This is a genomic window from Escherichia sp. E14S1 (genome assembly GCF_004211995.1).
Lineage (GTDB): Bacteria > Pseudomonadota > Gammaproteobacteria > Enterobacterales > Enterobacteriaceae > Escherichia.
In genome coordinates this window covers 132,568-152,096 of sequence record NZ_RHJQ01000008.1, presented here as the reverse complement: position 1 = coordinate 152,096, position 19,529 = coordinate 132,568, and the positions used below count along the sequence as shown (strand labels likewise).

16 protein-coding genes are annotated in these 19,529 nt (G+C 50.6%); 11 read left to right on the top strand and 5 right to left on the bottom strand.

Annotated features, from left to right (window positions below; translation table 11 throughout):
* Positions 1–22 precede the first annotated feature (22 nt).
* Positions 23–1,273 (top strand): NupC/NupG family nucleoside CNT transporter, encoded by a 1,251-nt coding sequence (locus tag D9734_RS09640; protein WP_130207086.1) that lies wholly within the window; start codon positions 23–25, stop codon positions 1,271–1,273.
* Positions 1,274–1,331: 58 nt separating this feature from the next.
* Here the strand turns inward: D9734_RS09640 and D9734_RS09635 are convergent, their stop codons facing one another.
* Entirely contained in the window at positions 1,332–2,030 is a 699-nt protein-coding gene (locus tag D9734_RS09635; protein WP_130207084.1) for a transcriptional regulator YeiL, read from the bottom strand.
* Between the two features lie 129 nt (positions 2,031–2,159).
* Between D9734_RS09635 and rihB the strand changes: the two genes are divergently transcribed.
* Both rihB and D9734_RS09625 read left to right on the top strand, forming a co-directional pair.
* Positions 2,160–3,101 (top strand): ribosylpyrimidine nucleosidase, encoded by a 942-nt coding sequence (rihB, locus tag D9734_RS09630; RefSeq protein WP_130207082.1) that lies wholly within the window; start codon positions 2,160–2,162, stop codon positions 3,099–3,101.
* A 99-nt stretch (positions 3,102–3,200) separates the two neighbouring features.
* The gene (locus D9734_RS09625) at positions 3,201–4,451 is read left to right on the top strand and encodes a NupC/NupG family nucleoside CNT transporter (protein WP_130207080.1); all 1,251 of its coding nucleotides are present in this window, start codon (positions 3,201–3,203) and stop codon (positions 4,449–4,451) included.
* A 54-nt stretch (positions 4,452–4,505) separates the two neighbouring features.
* Here D9734_RS09625 and D9734_RS09620 read toward each other — a convergent pair whose 3' ends face one another.
* From D9734_RS09620 to D9734_RS09610, 3 genes are all read right to left on the bottom strand, one after another.
* On the bottom strand, positions 4,506–5,594 hold the full coding sequence (locus D9734_RS09620; protein WP_130207078.1) for a sugar kinase: 1,089 nt from the start codon (positions 5,592–5,594) through the stop codon (positions 4,506–4,508).
* 2 nt (positions 5,595–5,596) lie between these two features.
* Positions 5,597–6,454, bottom strand: a complete 858-nt coding sequence (gene nfo / locus D9734_RS09615; protein WP_130207076.1) for a deoxyribonuclease IV — start codon at positions 6,452–6,454, stop codon at positions 5,597–5,599.
* Between the two features lie 73 nt (positions 6,455–6,527).
* A complete protein-coding gene (locus tag D9734_RS09610; RefSeq protein WP_000182044.1) occupies positions 6,528–7,577 on the bottom strand; it encodes a YeiH family protein in 1,050 nt (349 codons plus the stop codon).
* A gap of 98 nt (positions 7,578–7,675) precedes the next feature.
* Between D9734_RS09610 and yieE the strand changes: the two genes are divergently transcribed.
* The 3 genes from yieE (at position 7,676) to cirA (ending at position 12,508) form a co-directional block, all read left to right on the top strand.
* On the top strand, positions 7,676–8,557 hold the full coding sequence (gene yieE, locus D9734_RS09605; RefSeq protein ID WP_130207074.1) for a DNA-binding transcriptional regulator YeiE: 882 nt from the start codon (positions 7,676–7,678) through the stop codon (positions 8,555–8,557).
* A 204-nt stretch (positions 8,558–8,761) separates the two neighbouring features.
* Positions 8,762–10,231 (top strand): lysine-specific permease, encoded by a 1,470-nt coding sequence (gene lysP / locus D9734_RS09600; RefSeq protein ID WP_130207072.1) that lies wholly within the window; start codon positions 8,762–8,764, stop codon positions 10,229–10,231.
* 285 nt (positions 10,232–10,516) lie between these two features.
* Complete coding sequence (gene cirA, locus D9734_RS09590) at positions 10,517–12,508, top strand: catecholate siderophore receptor CirA (RefSeq protein WP_130207070.1); 1,992 nt, start codon at positions 10,517–10,519, stop codon at positions 12,506–12,508.
* A gap of 31 nt (positions 12,509–12,539) precedes the next feature.
* Here the strand turns inward: cirA and yeiG are convergent, their stop codons facing one another.
* On the bottom strand, positions 12,540–13,376 hold the full coding sequence (gene yeiG, locus D9734_RS09585) for an S-formylglutathione hydrolase (protein WP_130207068.1): 837 nt from the start codon (positions 13,374–13,376) through the stop codon (positions 12,540–12,542).
* A 257-nt stretch (positions 13,377–13,633) separates the two neighbouring features.
* Between yeiG and folE the strand changes: the two genes are divergently transcribed.
* From folE to mglA, 5 genes are all read left to right on the top strand, one after another.
* The gene (folE, locus tag D9734_RS09580; RefSeq protein ID WP_001139613.1) at positions 13,634–14,302 is read left to right on the top strand and encodes a GTP cyclohydrolase I FolE; all 669 of its coding nucleotides are present in this window, start codon (positions 13,634–13,636) and stop codon (positions 14,300–14,302) included.
* A 16-nt stretch (positions 14,303–14,318) separates the two neighbouring features.
* On the top strand, positions 14,319–15,476 hold the full coding sequence (yeiB, locus tag D9734_RS09575; protein WP_130207066.1) for a DUF418 domain-containing protein YeiB: 1,158 nt from the start codon (positions 14,319–14,321) through the stop codon (positions 15,474–15,476).
* 141 nt (positions 15,477–15,617) lie between these two features.
* Positions 15,618–16,640 (top strand): HTH-type transcriptional regulator GalS, encoded by a 1,023-nt coding sequence (gene galS / locus D9734_RS09570; protein WP_130207064.1) that lies wholly within the window; start codon positions 15,618–15,620, stop codon positions 16,638–16,640.
* A 297-nt stretch (positions 16,641–16,937) separates the two neighbouring features.
* The gene (mglB, locus tag D9734_RS09565; RefSeq protein WP_001036964.1) at positions 16,938–17,936 is read left to right on the top strand and encodes a galactose/glucose ABC transporter substrate-binding protein MglB; all 999 of its coding nucleotides are present in this window, start codon (positions 16,938–16,940) and stop codon (positions 17,934–17,936) included.
* A 60-nt stretch (positions 17,937–17,996) separates the two neighbouring features.
* Positions 17,997–19,517, top strand: coding sequence for a galactose/methyl galactoside ABC transporter ATP-binding protein MglA (gene mglA / locus D9734_RS09560; protein WP_130207062.1), 1,521 nt, complete (start codon positions 17,997–17,999; stop codon positions 19,515–19,517).
* Positions 19,518–19,529: the final 12 nt, after the last annotated feature.

The following is a 19,529-nucleotide window of genomic DNA, read 5'->3' as shown; positions in this document are numbered from 1 at the left end:
CTGGCATAAAGGGAAAATCATTATGGATATAATGAGAAGTTTGGTGGGTATGGTGGTATTGCTGGCAATTGCGTTTGTGTTGTCGGTGAATAAAAAGGGCATCAGTTTGCGCACTGTTGGGGCCGCGCTGCTGCTGCAAATCGCCATTGGAGGCATCATGCTCTATTTTCCGCCGGGAAAATGGGCAGTAGAACAGGCGGCATTAGGCGTTCATAAAGTGATGTCTTACAGTGATGCCGGTAGCGCCTTCATTTTTGGTTCGCTGGTTGGGCCGAAAATGGATGTTCTCTTTGATGGCGCGGGCTTTATCTTCGCCTTTCGCGTACTCCCGGCGATTATCTTCGTCACTGCGCTTATCAGCCTACTGTATTACATTGGCGTAATGGGACTGCTGATTCGTATTCTTGGCAGTATTTTCCAGAAAGCCCTCAACATCAGCAAAATTGAATCTTTTGTTGCGGTTACCACTATTTTCCTCGGGCAAAACGAGATCCCGGCGATCGTAAAACCGTTTATCGATCGCATGAATCGCAACGAGTTGTTTACCGCAATTTGTAGCGGGATGGCGTCCATTGCTGGTTCGATGATGATTGGTTATGCCGGAATGGGCGTGCCGATTGACTACCTGTTAGCGGCATCGCTGATGGCTATCCCCGGCGGTATTTTGTTTGCGCGTATTCTTAGCCCGGCAACCGAGCCTTCGCAGGTGACATTTGAAAACCTGTCATTCAGCGAAACGCCGCCAAAAAGCTTTATCGAAGCGGCGGCGAGCGGTGCGATGACCGGGCTGAAAATCGCCGCCGGTGTGGCGACGGTGGTAATGGCGTTTGTCGCAATTATTGCGCTGATCAACGGCATTATCGGCGGAATTGGCGGCTGGTTTGGTTTCGCCAATGCTTCTCTGGAAAGTATTTTTGGCTATGTGCTGGCGCCACTGGCGTGGATCATGGGGGTAGACTGGAGCGATGCTAACCTTGCGGGTAGTCTGATTGGGCAGAAACTGGCGATAAACGAATTTGTTGCTTACCTGAGTTTCTCACCGTATCTGCAAACGGGTGGCACGCTGGAAGTGAAAACCGTGGCAATTATCTCCTTTGCGCTGTGTGGTTTTGCTAACTTTGGTTCTATCGGCGTTGTCGTTGGGGCGTTTTCGGCTATTTCGCCAAAACGTGCTCCGGAAATCGCCCAGCTTGGTTTACGGGCGCTGGCAGCAGCGACGCTTTCCAACCTGATGAGTGCGACTATTGCCGGGTTCTTTCTTGGGTTGGCGTAATGCTCGATTTGTAGTCCGGATAAGACGTATCCGGCAATCGCGCTATTGCAAATAATTTTTACTGCATCATCCCGGAGAATTTATTCTCCGGGTCCATCTCCAGCGCCAGTCCTGACAACTGCTTTCTGTTTTTAATTAGATACCCTTTCTTGTTTTTAATTAATAAACCGTCGTGAATGAATTGCGCGAGAACATATAAAAGATGTCGATAAGAAACGCCCAAATACTCTGCGGCTTGCGTGTGCTTTTCGTGATAAAGATCACTTTCCTGCGAGAGTAATATAAATGCTGCCAGGCGATTCACTAACGGAAATGATTGGTTCTGAGTTAAAGAAACAATATTGCGATAATTTTTATGACTTAAGGTGACGCAGAGTTTTCGTAAAAATAGCGTGTCGTTTAATAACAGCGGACGGTAATGTTTCATGGGGAGCGCAATACACCAACACTCTTCAATAGCCTGTACCGCACGCGGTTCATGATCTTTATCGATTAACTCAATCTCGCCAATAAAACAGGGCGCGGCAAAGAAATCGATCAGCGACACGCGACCATTGGCCAGCGTGGCGTAAAGCCTGGCACGGCCTCGCGTCAGGTAAAACAGCCAGGACGGCTGTTGCCCTTCCTGCACAATGTAGTCACGCGCTAAAAAATGAAACAGCCGCGTATCGGCTGAAACATCCGTTGAAAAGCAATCCTTAAATGCGGATTCGTTAATCAGTTGTTGCTTCAATTCATTATTGTGGATTTCTTTCACGATGTTTATCCGCTATGAGATTTCTCATATTTAGCATACGTACGCTGTTGTTAAGATTCAATCATCGACCCGGTCGAATTTTCTTTGCTGTAAAAAAAATAACGCAACTGGAAACAGAGGAAATAAACAATGGAAAAGAGAAAAATTATTCTGGATTGTGATCCGGGTCATGATGATGCTATTGCCATAATGATGGCTGCGAAACATCCGGCGATTGATTTATTAGGTATCACTATTGTGGCGGGTAATCAGACGCTTGATAAAACATTAATTAATGGCCTGAATGTTTGCCAGAAACTGGAGATTAATGTTCCGGTTTATGCGGGGATGCCGCAGCCCATTATGCGTCAACAAATTGTTGCCGATAATATTCACGGTGAAACCGGACTGGATGGCCCGGTATTCGAGCCGTTGACCCGCCAGGCAGAAAACACTCATGCGGTGAAATACATCATCGATACCCTGATGGCAAGCGATGGCGATATCACTCTGGTGCCGGTTGGTCCATTGTCAAACATCGCGGTGGCAATGCGCATGCAACCCGCAATCTTGCCCAAAATCCGTGAAATTGTACTGATGGGCGGCGCTTACGGTACAGGTAACTTCACGCCGTCTGCCGAGTTCAACATCTTTGCTGACCCGGAAGCCGCACGCGTGGTGTTCACCTCCGGCGTTCCGTTGGTGATGATGGGCCTCGATCTCACCAACCAGACCGTTTGCACCCCGGACGTGATTGCACGGATGGAAAGGGCAGGCGGCCCTGCCGGGGAGCTGTTCAGCGACATCATGAACTTCACTCTCAAAACGCAGTTCGAAAACTACGGTCTGGCTGGCGGCCCGGTGCACGACGCCACCTGCATCGGTTATCTGATTAACCCGAATGGCATTAAAACCCAGGATATGTACGTCGAAGTGGACGTTAATAGCGGCCCTTGCTACGGGCGTACCGTCTGCGACGAGTTGGGCGTTCTTGGCAAGCCCGCTAATACCAAAGTCGGCATCACTATTGATACCGACTGGTTCTGGGGCTTAGTCGAAGAGTGCGTTCGCGGCTACATCAAAACCCATTAAATGTTGATAACAAGCCGGGTCAGTATCGCAAGATGCAGGCCCGGCTATTTCTGATGGGCAGAAAGCCGTCGCCCAAAATGACATGAAGAGATAATAACTATGGATGTCATGAGAAGTGTTCTGGGAATGGTGGTATTGCTGACGATTGCGTTTTTACTGTCAGTAAACAAGAAGAAGATCAGCCTGCGTACCGTTGGCGCGGCGTTAGTGTTACAGATCGTGATTGGCGGCATAATGCTGTGGTTACCGCCAGGGCGTTGGCTCGCTGAAAAAGTCGCTTTTGGCGTCCATAAAGTGATGGCGTACAGCGACGCGGGTAGCGCATTTATCTTCGGTTCTCTGGTCGGACCGAAAATGGATACCTTATTTGATGGCGCAGGATTTATCTTTGGTTTCAGGGTATTACCGGCAATTATCTTCGTTACAGCACTGGTGAGTATTCTCTACTACATCGGCGTGATGGGGATCTTAATTCGCATTCTTGGCGGTATCTTCCAGAAAGCGTTAAATATCAGCAAGATTGAGTCATTCGTCGCGGTCACTACCATTTTCCTTGGGCAAAACGAAATTCCGGCGATCGTGAAGCCCTTTATCGATCGTCTGAATCGCAATGAGCTGTTTACAGCTATTTGCAGCGGTATGGCCTCAATTGCCGGTTCGACGATGATTGGTTACGCTGCACTGGGCGTGCCTGTGGAATATTTGCTGGCGGCATCGTTAATGGCGATCCCCGGTGGGATCTTGTTTGCCCGCCTGTTAAGCCCGGCTACGGAATCTTCGCAGGTTTCCTTTAATAACCTCTCTTTCACCGAAACACCGCCAAAAAGCATTATTGAGGCCGCTGCTACAGGGGCAATGACCGGGCTGAAAATCGCTGCGGGTGTGGCAACAGTAGTCATGGCATTTGTTGCCATCATTGCGTTAATTAACGGTATTATCGGCGGCGTTGGCGGCTGGTTTGGTTTTGAGCGAGCCTCGCTGGAGTCCATTTTAGGTTATCTGCTGGCCCCGCTGGCGTGGGTGATGGGTGTTGACTGGAGTGATGCAAATCTTGCCGGGAGTTTGATTGGGCAGAAGCTGGCGATCAATGAATTTGTTGCTTATCTCAATTTCTCGCCATATCTGCAAACGGGTGGCTCTCTGGATGCTAAAACCGTGGCGATTATTTCTTTTGCGCTGTGCGGTTTCGCTAACTTTGGTTCTATCGGGGTAGTGGTTGGGGCATTTTCTGCGGTTGCGCCACACCGTGCGCCGGAAATCGCCCAGCTTGGTTTACGGGCGCTGGCGGCGGCGACGCTTTCCAACCTGATGAGTGCGACCATTGCCGGGTTCTTTATTGGTTTAGCGTAGTGCGCGATTTATGAGCCGGATAAGACGCGTTAAGCGTCGCATCCGGCAACATTGTTACACCATTGGCACTAATGAAAGCGCGTTATCGGCAGACAGGGTAGGGTTGTTTAAGCTGCCGCTGGCGCGCGAAATTGCCGCGCAGGCCATCGCAAAATGGGCGCTATCACGGAAACTGCTTCCTTCCAGAAAGCTATACACCAGGCCCGCCATAAAACCATCGTCAGCACCAAAACTGTCTACCGTCGTATGTGCTGGCGGAGTCAGCAAAAATTGTTCACCATCCTTTTCGCTGCAATAAACTGACTCATCGGGCAAATAAACAAACAGATGCTGAACACCTTGCTGATGCAACGCATTCACTGCGGCATTACGATCAGCATCGCTGGTTATCGGCTGGCCCCATAAAATTTCCAGCTCTGGCAAAGTGGGTTTCAGAGTGTGAATATGCGCCAGCCAGTGTTTGATTTTGCCCGCTTTAAATTCTGAAACGGTATCGACAAACACCGGGATTTCATCGGCAAGGGTGAAGACCCACTCCAGCGCCTCGGCAGTCAGGTTACAATCTGCCAGCACCACGCCCGCATGATGAAGTAAATCGCGCGACCCGTTCAGTAGTTGCGGTGTCAACTGTTCCAGCAGATGGGTATCGTTAATCGCCAGCACGGTTTCATCGTCTCGATTGGCAATTGCCAGATACGTCGATGTGCTTTGGCCGTGTAAACGAACACAGCCGGAGACATTCACTCCGGCGCGGCGCGTCTCTTCCAGGAGCATTTCGCCATAAAAGTCATCGCCAATCACCGAGAGTAAATGGACGTCGCGGCCTAACAGCGCCAGATTGTGGGCAATGTTGCGCCCAACGCCGCCCGCCGAGCAATGAATCGTACCGGGATTAGAGGCCGCTTGCGGATAACGGATATCCGCCATCCCGCGAATATCCATATTGATTGTTCCCACCACCACGCAATATTCCTGCTCGGTGAGAATGTAACCTTTGCCTTTAATCCGCCCTTTGCGCATTAAATCCATAATATGCGCCGCTACGCGCGAACGGCTAATTTGCAGCATATCCGCAATTTCATTCTGCTGAATCAGCGGGTTACGCCGTAAAATTGCAAGGATTTCCTTCTCCCGGTTGTTCATTTTCAGGCTACCGCTTTTTCAGTTTGTTGCGCTTTCAGCCAGGCGATCTCTTCTGCCCAGATATCCGGGTTGATGGTTTCGAGGATCAGCGGAATGCCGTCGAAGCGGTCGTCCTGCATGATCCAGCGGAACGCATCATGACCGATATTGCCTTCACCAAGGCTATGATGGCGGTCAACGCGGCTGCCAAAGGTACTTTTCGCATCGTTGAGGTGCATCCCGCGCAGATACTTAAAGCCAACAATACGAGCAAAATCAGCGAACGTTTTCTCGCATTCGGCTGGAGTACGCAAATCATACCCGGCAGCGAAAGCATGGCAGGTATCAATGCAGACGCCGACGCGGGATTTATCTTCCACACCGTCGATAATCGCCGCGAGATGTTCGAATTTAAATCCAAGGTTGCTGCCCTGACCGGCGGTATTTTCAATCACCGCGGTCACACCTTGTGTTTTATCCAGTGCAATGTTGATGGATTCGGCAATACGCGCAAGGCAATCCTCTTCTGAAATCTGCATCAGATGGCTGCCAGGGTGGAAGTTGAGCAAAGAAAGTCCCAGTTGTTCGCAACGCTGCATTTCATCTATAAAGGCATCGCGCGATTTTTCCAGGGCTTCAGCGACCGGATGTCCGAGGTTAATCAGATAACTGTCGTGGGGAAGAATTTGCGCCGATGTGTAGTGATATTTTTCACAGACGGCTTTGAATTCATCGATGGTTTGCGTCGTGAGCGGTGCGGCACGCCACTGACGTTGGTTTTTGGTGAACAAGGCAAACGCGGTTGCGTCGATTTCGGCGGCGCGAATTGCGGCATTTGCCAGACCGCCAGCAGCACTAACGTGCGCTCCAATGTATTTCATGCGAGGACTCCTGTTAAACCCGCTGGAGGAAAACGGTAATGATAGCGGGTTAACAGGAGCAAGATGTAGTGGTTTATGCGATGACGCTTTGAATCACATAGTTAATTGCACCACCACCAACAATCAGCCAGGCAAACAGTACCAGTGCCATCAGCAGAGGTTTCGCCCCGGCTTTTTTCAGCGCGCTGACGTGAGTGGTCAGACCCAGCGCCGCCATCGCCATTGCCAGCAGGAAGGTATCCAGCGTTACCAGCATGTTCACCACGCTCTGTGGTAACAGGTGGAACGAGTTAAAGATGGCAACTACGATGAACAAGATGGCAAACCACGGAATAGTGATTTTGCTTTTCTCGCCGCTGTTCGCCCCAGACAGCTGTTTAACACGTGCCGCCAGCAGGATGAGGAACGGGGCCAGCATCATCACGCGCAGCATTTTGGAAATAACTGCTGCGTTTTCTGCATCCGGGCTGATGGCATGACCTGCCGCCACCACCTGCGCCACTTCGTGCACAGTAGAACCAATGTAGATACCGAAAGTTTCCGGGCTAAACCATTGAGACATCAGCGGATATATCGCCGGGTAGAGGAAAATCGCGACGGTCCCGAAGATAACAACGGTTGCAACAGCCACGGTTACTTTACTGGCTTCCGCTTTCACTACCGGCTCAGTCGCCAGTACCGCTGCAGCACCACAGATACTGCTACCGGCACCGATCAACCAGCTGGTGTGCTTATCCAGACCAAACACTTTCTGCCCCAGGAAGCAAGCCAGCAGGAAGGTACTGGACAGCGTCAGCACGTCAATGATGATCCCACTGATACCGACATCGGCAATTTGTGAGAACGTCAGACGGAAGCCATAAAGAATGATACCCAGACGTAATAAATATTGCTTGGCAAACAGCACGCCACCGTCACAGCTTTTCCAGATGTGCGGATAGATGGTGTTGCCTAAAACCATCCCCAACAAGATTGCGAGAGTGAGGGCACTAAACCCGGCACCCGCAATCGCGGGAATGGAACCACCCCACAGGGCGACCCCGGTGATAACTGCACTCAGGGCTAACCCCGGAATAAAATGCCACAGTGTACGATGTTGTTTCTGTAAGGTGATATTCGTCATAACCCTCTCCTTTAACCGGGCATAAGGTTACGACTAACTGGTTTAAAAATAAAATTGATTATATATTTATAATTAATCTTTATAAGTGGTAAGCGACTATGCACATCACCCTCCGGCAGTTGGAAGTTTTTGCAGAAGTATTGAAAAGTGGATCAACCACCCAGGCGTCGGTGATGCTGGCGTTGTCGCAATCAGCAGTGAGCGCAGCCTTGACCGACCTGGAAGGGCAGCTTGGCGTGCAACTGTTTGATCGCGTGGGTAAAAGACTGGTTGTTAATGAACACGGGCGGCTGCTCTATCCGCGTGCGTTGGCACTGCTTGAACAGGCGATTGAAATCGAACAACTGTTTCGCGAAGACAACGGCGCGATTCGTGTCTATGCCAGTAGTACCATCGGTAACTACATTCTGCCTGCAGTCATCGCCCGTTATCGCCATGATTATCCGCAGTTGCCGATTGAACTGAGCGTTGGGAACAGCCAGGACGTGATGCAAGCGGTGCTGGATTTCCGCGTTGATATTGGCTTTATTGAAGGACCGTGCCACAGCACTGAAATCATTTCTGAACCGTGGCTGGAAGACGAGCTGGTGGTTTTCGCCGCGCCGACTTCGCCGCTGGCTCGTGGTCCGGTCACTTTAGAACAGCTGGCCGCTGCGCCGTGGATCCTGCGTGAACGCGGTTCCGGCACGCGGGAGATTGTCGATTATCTGTTACTGTCGCATTTACCGAAGTTTGAGATGGCGATGGAATTAGGTAACTCCGAGGCAATCAAACATGCGGTGCGTCATGGGTTGGGAATTAGTTGCCTGTCGCGAAGGGTCATTGAAGATCAATTGCAGGCTGGCACATTAAGTGAAGTTGCTGTCCCTCTGCCGCGCCTGATGCGTACGTTGTGGCGTATACATCATCGGCAGAAACACCTTTCCAACGCGTTACGGCGCTTTCTGGAGTACTGCGATTCCTCCACTTTGCCGCGTTAATCTGTTGTACAGAAACCTACGGGGGCTGTGTCGATTTCGCGACGCAGCACCACCGGTATACATTCGCCAGAAAAGAGATTGGTTGCTTTACTTATAATCCTTGGACGATCATGAAGGTGTCTTATAAAAGCGTATTTCTACCGGAAGGATTGCAAATCGTCTGCTACAATCGCGCCTCATTTTTAAGATGGATAGCATTTTCGTATGGTTTCCGAAACTAAAACCACAGAAGCGCCGGGCTTACGCCGTGAATTAAAGGCGCGTCACCTGACGATGATTGCCATTGGCGGTTCCATCGGTACGGGTCTTTTTGTTGCCTCTGGCGCAACGATCTCTCAGGCAGGTCCAGGTGGGGCGCTGCTCTCGTATATTCTGATCGGCCTGATGGTTTACTTCCTGATGACCAGTCTTGGTGAACTGGCGGCATATATGCCGGTTTCTGGTTCCTTTGCCACTTACGGTCAGAACTATGTTGAAGAAGGCTTTGGCTTCGCGCTGGGCTGGAACTACTGGTACAACTGGGCGGTAACTATCGCCGTTGACCTGGTGGCCGCTCAGTTGGTCATGAGCTGGTGGTTCCCGGACACCCCGGGTTGGATCTGGAGTGCGCTGTTCCTCGGCGTTATCTTCCTCCTGAACTACATTTCAGTTCGTGGCTTTGGCGAGGCGGAATACTGGTTCTCACTGATCAAAGTCACCACGGTCATTGTCTTTATCATCGTCGGCGTGATGATGATTATCGGCATCTTCAAAGGCGCACAGCCTGCGGGCTGGAGCAACTGGACGATTGGCGAAGCACCATTTGCTGGTGGTTTTGCGGCGATGATCGGTGTGGCAATGATTGTCGGCTTCTCTTTCCAGGGAACCGAGCTGATCGGTATTGCTGCAGGCGAGTCCGAAGAACCGGCGAAAAACATTCCACGCGCGGTACGTCAGGTGTTCTGGCGAATCCTGCTGTTCTATGTGTTCGCAATCCTGATCATCAGCCTGATCATTCCATACACCGATCCGAGCCTGCTGCGTAATGATGTTAAAGACATCAGCGTCAGCCCGTTCACCCTGGTGTTCCAGCATGCGGGTCTGCTCTCTGCGGCGGCGGTGATGAACGCAGTTATTCTGACGGCGGTGCTGTCAGCGGGTAACTCCGGTATGTATGCGTCTACTCGTATGCTGTACACCCTGGCGTGTGACGGTAAAGCACCGCGCATTTTCGCTAAATTGTCGCGTGGCGGCGTACCGCGTAACGCACTGTATGCGACCACGGTAATTGCAGGTCTGTGCTTCCTGACCTCCATGTTTGGTAACCAGACGGTATACCTGTGGTTGCTGAACACCTCCGGTATGACAGGCTTTATCGCCTGGCTGGGAATTGCGATCAGCCATTATCGTTTCCGTCGCGGTTATGTGCTGCAGGGGCATGATATTAACGATCTGCCGTACCGTTCAGGCTTCTTCCCGCTGGGACCGATCTTCGCTTTTGTGCTGTGCCTGATTATCACTCTGGGCCAGAACTACGAAGCGTTCCTGAAAGACACTATCGACTGGGGTGGCGTAGCGGCAACCTATATTGGCATCCCGCTGTTCCTTATGATCTGGTTTGGCTATAAGTTGATTAAAGGAACCCACTTCGTACGCTACAGCGAAATGAAGTTCCCGCAGAACGATAAGAAATAAGTTTTACCCCTTCCTTAATAAAGCCCTCTCAACCGAGAGGGCTTTTTCTTTTCCTTAGTATTCATACGGATATAAAATTTAACATTTGGATTGATAATTGTTATCGTTTGCATTATCGTTACGCAGAAATCAAAAAAGGCTGACAAATCAGAGGCTGTTCAGGCTTTTGGGATGATCACCTGCATACAAAAAAGTCTACCGCGATGCTGCCGTACGCAAGGGGACATGAAGAAGATGTGAGCGATAACCCATTTTATTTTCGTAGTTACCTCATGGAGATATGGAATGTTTAGGTTGAACCCTTTCGTACGGGTCGGGCTGTGTTTGTCCGCAGTTTCATGTGCATGGCCTGTGTTAGCGGTTGATGATGATGGCGAAACGATGGTAGTCACGGCATCTTCCGTTGAACAAAACCTCAAAGATGCGCCCGCCAGTATCAGTGTCATTACCCAGCAAGATTTGCAACGTAAACCAGTGCAAAATTTGAAGGATGTCCTCAAAGAAGTGCCGGGCGTACAACTGACTAACGAAGGGGACAACCGTAAGGGCGTCAGTATTCGTGGTCTGGATAGCAGCTACACCCTGATTCTTGTCGATGGTAAACGTGTTAACTCGCGCAATGCCGTCTTCCGCCATAATGACTTTGACCTGAACTGGATCCCGGTCGATTCTATCGAACGTATCGAAGTGGTACGTGGCCCGATGTCTTCACTGTATGGTTCCGATGCGCTCGGCGGCGTGGTGAACATCATCACTAAAAAAATCGGCCAGAAATGGTCAGGTACGGTAACGGTAGATACCACCATTCAGGAACATCGCGATCGCGGTGACACCTACAACGGCCAGTTCTTCACGAGTGGACCGCTGATTGACGGCGTGCTGGGAATGAAAGCTTACGGCAGCCTGGCAAAACGTGAAAAGGATGACCCGCAGAGTTCCTCTACTACCGACACGGGAGAAACGCCGCGTATTGAAGGATTCTCCAGCCGCGACGGCAATGTCGAATTTGCCTGGACGCCGAATCAAAATCACGATTTTACCGCTGGTTACGGTTTCGACCGCCAGGATCGCGATTCTGACTCGCTGGACAAAAACCGCCTCGAACGCCAGAACTACTCCGTAAGCCATAATGGGCGCTGGGATTACGGCACCAGCGAACTGAAATATTATGGTGAGAAAGTCGAGAACAAAAACCCTGGCAACAGTAGCCCGATTACTTCCGAAAGTAACACGGTCGATGGTAAATACACGCTGCCGCTGACGGCTATCAATCAGTTTGTCACGGTGGGTGGTGAATGGCGCCACGACAAACTTAGCGATGCGGTGAACCTGACCGGTGGCACTAGCACTAAAACGTCCGCCAGTCAGTACGCGCTGTTTGTGGAAGATGAATGGCGGATCTTCGAGCCGCTGGCGCTGACGACCGGCGTGCGTATGGACGATCACGAAACCTACGGCGAACACTGGAGCCCGCGTGCCTATCTGGTCTATAACGCCACCGATACCGTAACAGTAAAAGGCGGCTGGGCGACGGCTTTTAAAGCACCTTCGTTATTACAACTTAGCCCCGACTGGACGACCAACTCCTGCCGTGGCGCATGCAAGATTATTGGTAGCCCGGACCTGAAACCAGAAACCAGCGAAAGTTGGGAGCTGGGGCTTTACTACATGGGCGAAGAAGGTTGGTTGGAAGGCGTTGAATCCAGTGTGACCGTCTTCCGCAATGATGTGAAAGATCGTATTAGCATCAGCCGTACATCTGACGTCAATGCTGCGCCGGGTTACCAAAACTTTGTTGGTTTTGAAACGGGGGCAAACGGTCGACGTATACCTGTGTTCAGTTACTACAACGTCAATAAAGCACGTATCCAGGGTGTGGAAACTGAGTTGAAAATCCCGTTCAACGATGAATGGAAGCTGTCACTCAACTACACCTACAACGATGGACGCGATGTCAGCAACGGTGAAAACAAACCGCTATCCGATCTGCCGTTCCATACCGCTAACGGTACGCTGGACTGGAAACCGCTGGCGCTGGAAGACTGGTCGTTCTATGTTTCTGGTCACTACACCGGTCAGAAACGTGCCGACAGCGATACCGCTAAAACACCGGGCGGTTATACCATCTGGAATACCGGCGCGGCCTGGCAGGTGACCAAAGACGTCAAACTGCGCGCAGGCGTGCTGAACCTGGGCGACAAAGATCTGAGTCGTGATGACTACAGCTATAACGAAGACGGACGTCGTTACTTTATGGCAGTGGATTATCGCTTCTGATGAGGAGATGCCCGGCGAACCGGGCGAACTTTCACTTCAGTAAATACTGCGCATGGAAGCGCAGATGATCCTCTATAAAAGAAGCAATGAAGTAATAACTGTGATCATAACCAGGTTGAATACGTAGCGTCATCGGCCACGCTTTCTGGCGCGCAGCTTCTGCCAGTACCGCGGGTTGAAGCTGGTCGGCAAGAAACTGATCGTTATCACCCTGATCGATAAGCGTCGGAATCACATCTTGCGCATTGCTGGCGTACATCAGCGCGCAACTGTCCCATTCCAGCCATGCATTTTTGTCCTCACCTAAATAGGCGCTAAATGCTTTGATTCCCCACGGGACGCTGCACGGATTCACAATCGGCGCAAAGGCCGAAACGCTGGTGTATTTGCCCGGATTTTTCAGCGCCATAATCAATGCGCCATGACCCCCCATCGAATGACCGCTAATAGCACAGCGATCGCTGACGTTAAATTGCGATTGAATCAGCATCGGTAATTCATCGCGCAGATAATCATACATCCGGTAATGCGTCGCCCACGGTGGTTGCGTGGCGTTGAGATAAAACCCTGCACCCTGGCCTAAATCGTAGCCATCATCGTTGGCAACCTGTTCGCCGCGCGGGCTGGTGTCTGGCATCACCAGCACAATCCCCAGTTCTGCCGCTACGCGCTGAGCGCCTGCTTTGGTGGTGAAGTTCTCGTCATTGCAGGTTAAACCTGAAAGCCAGTACAGCACAGGCGGAGAGGCGTTGTCGCGGGGCGGTGGGAGAAAGATGCTGAACGTCATCGGGCAATTTAAGGTACTGGAGTCGTGCCGCCAGCGTTGCTGCCAGCCTTCAAAACAGCGGTGCTCTTCGAGCATTTCCATGCGTGGCTCCTTGTTGTGTTGTTTGCATTTTAGTCATCATACCGTTTATTCAATGCGCTGTGAGTAACTTTCACTTCCGCATATGCATAACGATGTTTTAACATCTAACGCTGAAAGGCAGCGGCAATTACAATAATTATCGCTGTGAATACTGGATTATGTGCGCCACCTCACGCACAATAATCGGGCTGCTAATCAGCTTAATAACTTTGCCCCCACGCAGGGCGGAGGCGTCACACCTGCAGGAGAAAACATAAATGCCATCACTCAGTAAAGAAGCGGCCCTGGTTCATGAAGCGTTAGTTGCGCGAGGACTGGAAACACCGCTGCGCCCGCCCGTGCATGAAATGGATAACGAAACGCGCAAAAGCCTTATCGCCGGTCATATGACTGAAATCATGCAGCTATTGAATCTCGACCTCGCTGATGACAGTTTGATGGAAACGCCGCATCGCATCGCTAAAATGTATGTCGATGAAATTTTCTCCGGTCTGGATTACGCCAATTTCCCGAAAATCACCCTCATTGAAAACAAAATGAAGGTCGATGAAATGGTCACCGTGCGCGATATCACCCTGACCAGCACCTGCGAGCACCATTTTGTCACTATCGATGGCAAAGCGACGGTAGCCTATATCCCGAAAGATTCGGTGATCGGCCTGTCGAAAATTAACCGCATCGTGCAGTTCTTTGCCCAGCGCCCGCAGGTGCAGGAACGTCTGACTCAGCAAATCCTCATTGCGCTGCAAACGCTGCTGGGCACCAATAACGTGGCTGTCTCCATCGACGCAGTGCATTACTGCGTGAAAGCGCGTGGCATCCGCGATGCAACCAGCGCCACGACAACGACCTCCCTCGGTGGTTTGTTCAAATCCAGTCAGAATACGCGGCACGAGTTTCTGCGCGCTGTGCGTCATCACAACTGATTAAAAGGCAGGAACCATGGAGCGCAACGTCACGCTCGATTTTGTTCGCGGCGTCGCCATTCTGGGGATCCTGCTATTAAACATCAGCGCCTTTGGTTTACCAAAGGCGGCTTATCTCAATCCCGCCTGGTATGGCACTATTACCCCGTCCGACGCCTGGACTTGGGCGTTTTTGGATCTCATCGGTCAGGTAAAATTCCTCACGCTTTTTGCGCTGCTGTTTGGCGCGGGCCTACAAATGTTGCTGCCGCGCGGCAGACGCTGGATTCAGTCGCGGTTAACACTGTTAGTCTTGCTGGGCTTTATTCACGGTTTATTGTTCTGGGACGGCGATATCCTGCTGGCTTACGGGTTGGTGGGCTTAATCAGTTGGCGACTGGTGCGCGATGCGCCATCGGTAAAAAGTTTATTTAATACTGGCGTGATGCTGTATCTGGTGGGGATTGGCGTTTTGCTGTTGCTGGGGTTGATTTCTGACAGCCAGACCAGCCGCGCCTGGACGCCAGATGCATCGGCCATTTTGTATGAAAAATACTGGAAACTTCATGGCGGCGTCGAAGCGATCAGTAACCGTGCCGATGGCGTAGGCAACAGTTTACTGGCACTGGGCGCGCAGTATGGCTGGCAACTGGCGGGGATGATGTTAATTGGCGCGGCGCTGATGCGCAGCGGCTGGCTGAAAGGGCAGTTCAGCTTACGTCACTATCGTCGTACCGGTTTTGTGCTGGTAGCAATTGGTGTGCTGATTAACCTTCCTGCTATCGCACTGCAATGGCGGCTGGACTGGGCGTATCGCTGGTGTGCCTTCTTACTTCAAATGCCGCGTGAACTTAGCGCGCCGTTTCAGGCAATTGGCTATGCGTCGCTGTTTTATGGCTTTTGGCCGCAATTAAGCCGCTTCAGGCTGGTGCTGGCAATCGCCTGCGTCGGACGGATGGCGCTAACCAATTATCTACTGCAAACGCTGATTTGTACCACGCTGTTTTACCACCTCGGTTTGTTTATGCAGTTTGACCGCCTGGAGTTGCTGGCGTTTGTCGTTCCGGTATGGCTGGCGAACCTGCTTTTCTCTGTTATCTGGCTGCGTTACTTCCGTCAGGGGCCGGTGGAATGGCTCTGGCGTCAGTTAACCTTGCGCGCTGCCGGACCTGCATTATCTAAAACATCCAGATAACGATCTGGATCACATTCATTAACAAAACGGCTGTAACCGTTTCCATTGCTGTGACTCGATTCACGAAGTCCTGTATTCAGTGCTGACAAAATAGCCGCCAGCAAGCAGTAACCTACTGCAATCTCATAACAGGTAGTGAATATGATCACCATTCGTGATGTAGCGCGTCAGGCTGGCGTCTCTGTGGCAACGGTTTCCCGGGTGCTCAATAACAGCACGCTGGTAAGTGCCGACACGCGTGAAGCAGTTATGAAAGCGGTGAGTGAGTTGGATTATCGGCCAAATGCCAATGCACAGGCGCTGGCAACTCAGGTGAGCGATACCATCGGTGTGGTGGTCATGGATGTTTCAGATGCATTTTTCGGCGCATTGGTTAAAGCTGTCGATCTCGTTGCCCAGCAACATCAGAAATATGTGTTGATTGGCAATAGCTATCATGAAGCGGAAAAAGAGCGTCACGCCATCGAAGTGCTAATCCGCCAGCGTTGTAACGCATTGATTGTTCATTCAAAGGCGTTAAGTGACGACGAGCTGGCGCAATTTATGGACAACATTCCCGGCATGGTGCTCATCAATCGGGTTGTGCCAGGCTATGCCCATCGCTGTGTTTGTCTGGATAATATCAGCGGTGCCAGAATGGCGACGCGCATGTTGCTGAACAACGGCCATCAACGTATCGGTTATCTCTCTTCCAGCCACAGCATTGAAGATGACGCAATGCGTAAAGCGGGCTGGATAAGCGCGCTGAAAGAGCAGGATATTGTTCCGCCGGAAAGCTGGATTGGCACGGGGACGCCGGATATGCCAGGCGGCGAGGCGGCGATGGTTGAACTACTCGGGCGCAATCTACAACTTACCGCTGTATTTGCCTATAACGACAATATGGCCGCTGGCGCTCTGACGGCATTAAAAGATAATGGCATTGCGATTCCGTTACATCTCTCAATCATCGGTTTCGATGATATCCCCATTGCTCGTTACACCGACCCGCAATTAACGACCGTGCGTTACCCCATTGCTTCGATGGCAAAATTAGCCACGGAACTGGCCTTGCAGGGGGCAGCAGGCAACATTGATCCGCGTGCCAGCCACTGTTTTATGCCGACGTTAGTGCGCCGCCATTCTGTCGCAATACGCCAGAATGCGGCGGCGATCACTAACTGAGCAAATCAGGGGATGTAACCGCTTTCAATTTGTGAGTGATTTCACAGTATGTTAACAATGTGGTAGCTATGATTGCACCGTTTTAACGTTGTAACTTGTATGTAACAGCGAATAATCGCTTTTATCGAGGTTATGGCGTCATAACAACAATTAGAGCCGTTTTATGGAGCGTTACCGGGCATGGACGAACGGATTTTTAAAAATGAGCTTCGGCGTTCAGTAACACTTCATTAACCATACTGGCCCGCCGAGCATTTATCTCAAGCACTACCCTGCATAAGAAAAACCGGAGATACCATGAATAAGAAGGTGTTAACCCTGTCTGCTGTGATGGCCAGCATGTTATTCGGCGCCGCTGCACACGCTGCTGATACCCGTATTGGTGTGACGATTTATAAATATGACGATAACTTTATGTCTGTTGTGCGTAAGGCTATCGAACAGGATGCGAAAGCAGCACCAGACGTCCAGTTGCTGATGAATGATTCACAGAATGACCAGTCCAAGCAGAACGATCAGATTGACGTGCTGTTGGCGAAAGGGGTGAAGGCGCTGGCAATCAACCTGGTTGACCCGGCAGCTGCGGGTACGGTGATTGAGAAAGCGCGCGGGCAAAACGTGCCGGTGGTTTTCTTCAACAAAGAACCTTCCCGTAAGGCACTGGATAGCTACGACAAAGCCTACTACGTTGGTACTGACTCCAAAGAGTCCGGCATTATCCAGGGCGATCTGATTGCTAAACACTGGGCGGCGAATCAGGGGTGGGATCTGAACAAAGACGGTCAGATTCAGTTCGTACTGCTGAAAGGCGAGCCGGGCCATCCGGACGCAGAAGCACGCACCACTTACGTGATTAAAGAACTGAACGACAAAGGCATCAAAACTGAACAGTTACAGTTAGATACCGCTATGTGGGACACTGCTCAGGCGAAAGATAAGATGGACGCCTGGCTGTCTGGCCCGAACGCCAACAAAATCGAAGTGGTTATTGCTAACAACGATGCGATGGCAATGGGTGCGGTTGAAGCGCTGAAAGCACACAACAAGTCCAGCATTCCGGTGTTTGGCGTCGATGCGCTGCCAGAAGCTCTGGCGCTGGTGAAATCCGGTGCGCTGGCGGGTACCGTACTGAATGATGCCAACAACCAAGCGAAAGCGACTTTTGATCTGGCGAAAAACCTGGCCGATGGCAAGGGCGCCGCTGACGGCACCAACTGGAAAATCGACAACAAAGTGGTTCGCGTACCTTATGTTGGCGTAGACAAAGATAACCTGGCTGAATTCAGCAAGAAATAAGACTGAACGGGCGCAATAGTTTATTGCGCCCTTATTGTATGACCAACAAGGTAAAATTATATGGTCAGCTCAACGACTCCGTCATCAGGTGAATACTTGTTGGAAATGAGCGGTATCAACAAGTCCTTTCCCGGTGTTAAGGCACTTGATAACGTTAATTTAAATGTCCGGCCACATTCTATCCATGCATTAATGGGGGAAAACGGCGCGGGAAAATCAACATTATTAAAATGCCTGTTTGGTATTTATCAAAAAGATGCCGGCACCATTTTATTCCAGGGTAAAGAGATCGATTTTCATTCTGCCAAAGAAGCACTGGAAAATGGTATTTCGATGGTACACCAGGAGTTAAACCTGGTATTACAACGTTCGGTGATGGACAACATGTGGCTGGGGCGATATCCCACCAAAGGCATGTTTGTTGATCAGGACAAAATGTACCGCGAAACTAAAGCGATTTTTGATGAACTGGATATTGATATCGATCCGCGTGCGCGCGTCGGCACATTATCCGTTTCGCAAATGCAGATGATCGAAATTGCTAAAGCGTTTTCCTATAACGCGAAAATTGTGATTATGGATGAACCGACTTCTTCGTTAACCGAAAAAGAGGTCAATCATCTGTTTACTATTATTCGTAAATTAAAAGAACGCGGCTGCGGTATTGTCTATATCTCGCATAAAATGGAAGAGATTTTCCAGTTATGTGATGAAGTCACCGTATTGCGCGACGGTCAGTGGATCGCTACCGAACCGCTGGAAGGGCTGACGATGGACAAGATCATCGCCATGATGGTTGGTCGTTCTCTTAACCAGCGTTTCCCGGATAAAGAAAACAAGCCGGGCGAAGTGATCCTCGAAGTGCGTAACCTGACGTCACTACGCCAGCCATCGATTCGCGATGTCTCGTTTGACCTGCATAAAGGGGAGATCCTCGGTATTGCCGGGCTGGTGGGGGCGAAACGTACCGATATTGTTGAGACATTATTTGGCATTCGCGAGAAATCTGCTGGCACCATTACGTTGCATGGCAAAAAGATCAATAACCATAATGCCAACGAAGCCATTAACCACGGATTTGCACTAGTAACTGAAGAACGCCGTTCAACGGGAATTTATGCCTATCTGGATATTGGCTTTAACTCATTAATTTCCAATATTCGCAACTACAAAAATAAAGTGGGCTTGTTGGATAACTCGCGGATGAAAAGCGATACCCAGTGGGTGATTGATTCGATGCGGGTAAAAACGCCAGGTCATCGGACGCAAATTGGTTCGCTCTCAGGTGGTAATCAGCAAAAGGTGATTATTGGTCGTTGGTTACTGACGCAACCGGAAATATTAATGCTCGACGAACCAACGCGCGGTATTGATGTTGGGGCGAAGTTTGAAATTTATCAGTTAATTGCCGAACTGGCGAAGAAAGGCAAGGGGATTATTATTATCTCCTCTGAAATGCCAGAGTTGTTAGGGATAACAGACCGTATTCTGGTTATGAGCAATGGCCTCGTTTCCGGAATTGTCGATACAAAAACAACAACGCAAAACGAAATTCTGCGTCTTGCGTCTTTGCACCTTTAAGATTAGGGGCTT

Bases quoted from the DNA above. Each gene is read 5' to 3' on its own strand.
- lysP (WP_130207072.1), top strand. From the start codon at position 8,762: ATGGTTTCCGAAACTAAAACCACAGAAGCGCCGGGCTTACGCCGTGAA.
- mglB (WP_001036964.1), top strand. From the start codon at position 16,938: ATGAATAAGAAGGTGTTAACCCTGTCTGCTGTGATGGCCAGCATGTTA.
- cirA (WP_130207070.1), top strand. From the start codon at position 10,517: ATGTTTAGGTTGAACCCTTTCGTACGGGTCGGGCTGTGTTTGTCCGCA.
- yieE (WP_130207074.1), top strand. From the start codon at position 7,676: ATGCACATCACCCTCCGGCAGTTGGAAGTTTTTGCAGAAGTATTGAAA.
- D9734_RS09610 (WP_000182044.1), bottom strand. From the start codon at position 7,577: ATGACGAATATCACCTTACAGAAACAACATCGTACACTGTGGCATTTT.
- rihB (WP_130207082.1), top strand. From the start codon at position 2,160: ATGGAAAAGAGAAAAATTATTCTGGATTGTGATCCGGGTCATGATGAT.
- mglA (WP_130207062.1), top strand. From the start codon at position 17,997: ATGGTCAGCTCAACGACTCCGTCATCAGGTGAATACTTGTTGGAAATG.
- D9734_RS09640 (WP_130207086.1), top strand. From the start codon at position 23: ATGGATATAATGAGAAGTTTGGTGGGTATGGTGGTATTGCTGGCAATT.
- D9734_RS09625 (WP_130207080.1), top strand. From the start codon at position 3,201: ATGGATGTCATGAGAAGTGTTCTGGGAATGGTGGTATTGCTGACGATT.
- galS (WP_130207064.1), top strand. From the start codon at position 15,618: ATGATCACCATTCGTGATGTAGCGCGTCAGGCTGGCGTCTCTGTGGCA.
- yeiB (WP_130207066.1), top strand. From the start codon at position 14,319: ATGGAGCGCAACGTCACGCTCGATTTTGTTCGCGGCGTCGCCATTCTG.
- yeiG (WP_130207068.1), bottom strand. From the start codon at position 13,376: ATGGAAATGCTCGAAGAGCACCGCTGTTTTGAAGGCTGGCAGCAACGC.
- folE (WP_001139613.1), top strand. From the start codon at position 13,634: ATGCCATCACTCAGTAAAGAAGCGGCCCTGGTTCATGAAGCGTTAGTT.
- nfo (WP_130207076.1), bottom strand. From the start codon at position 6,454: ATGAAATACATTGGAGCGCACGTTAGTGCTGCTGGCGGTCTGGCAAAT.
- D9734_RS09620 (WP_130207078.1), bottom strand. From the start codon at position 5,594: ATGAACAACCGGGAGAAGGAAATCCTTGCAATTTTACGGCGTAACCCG.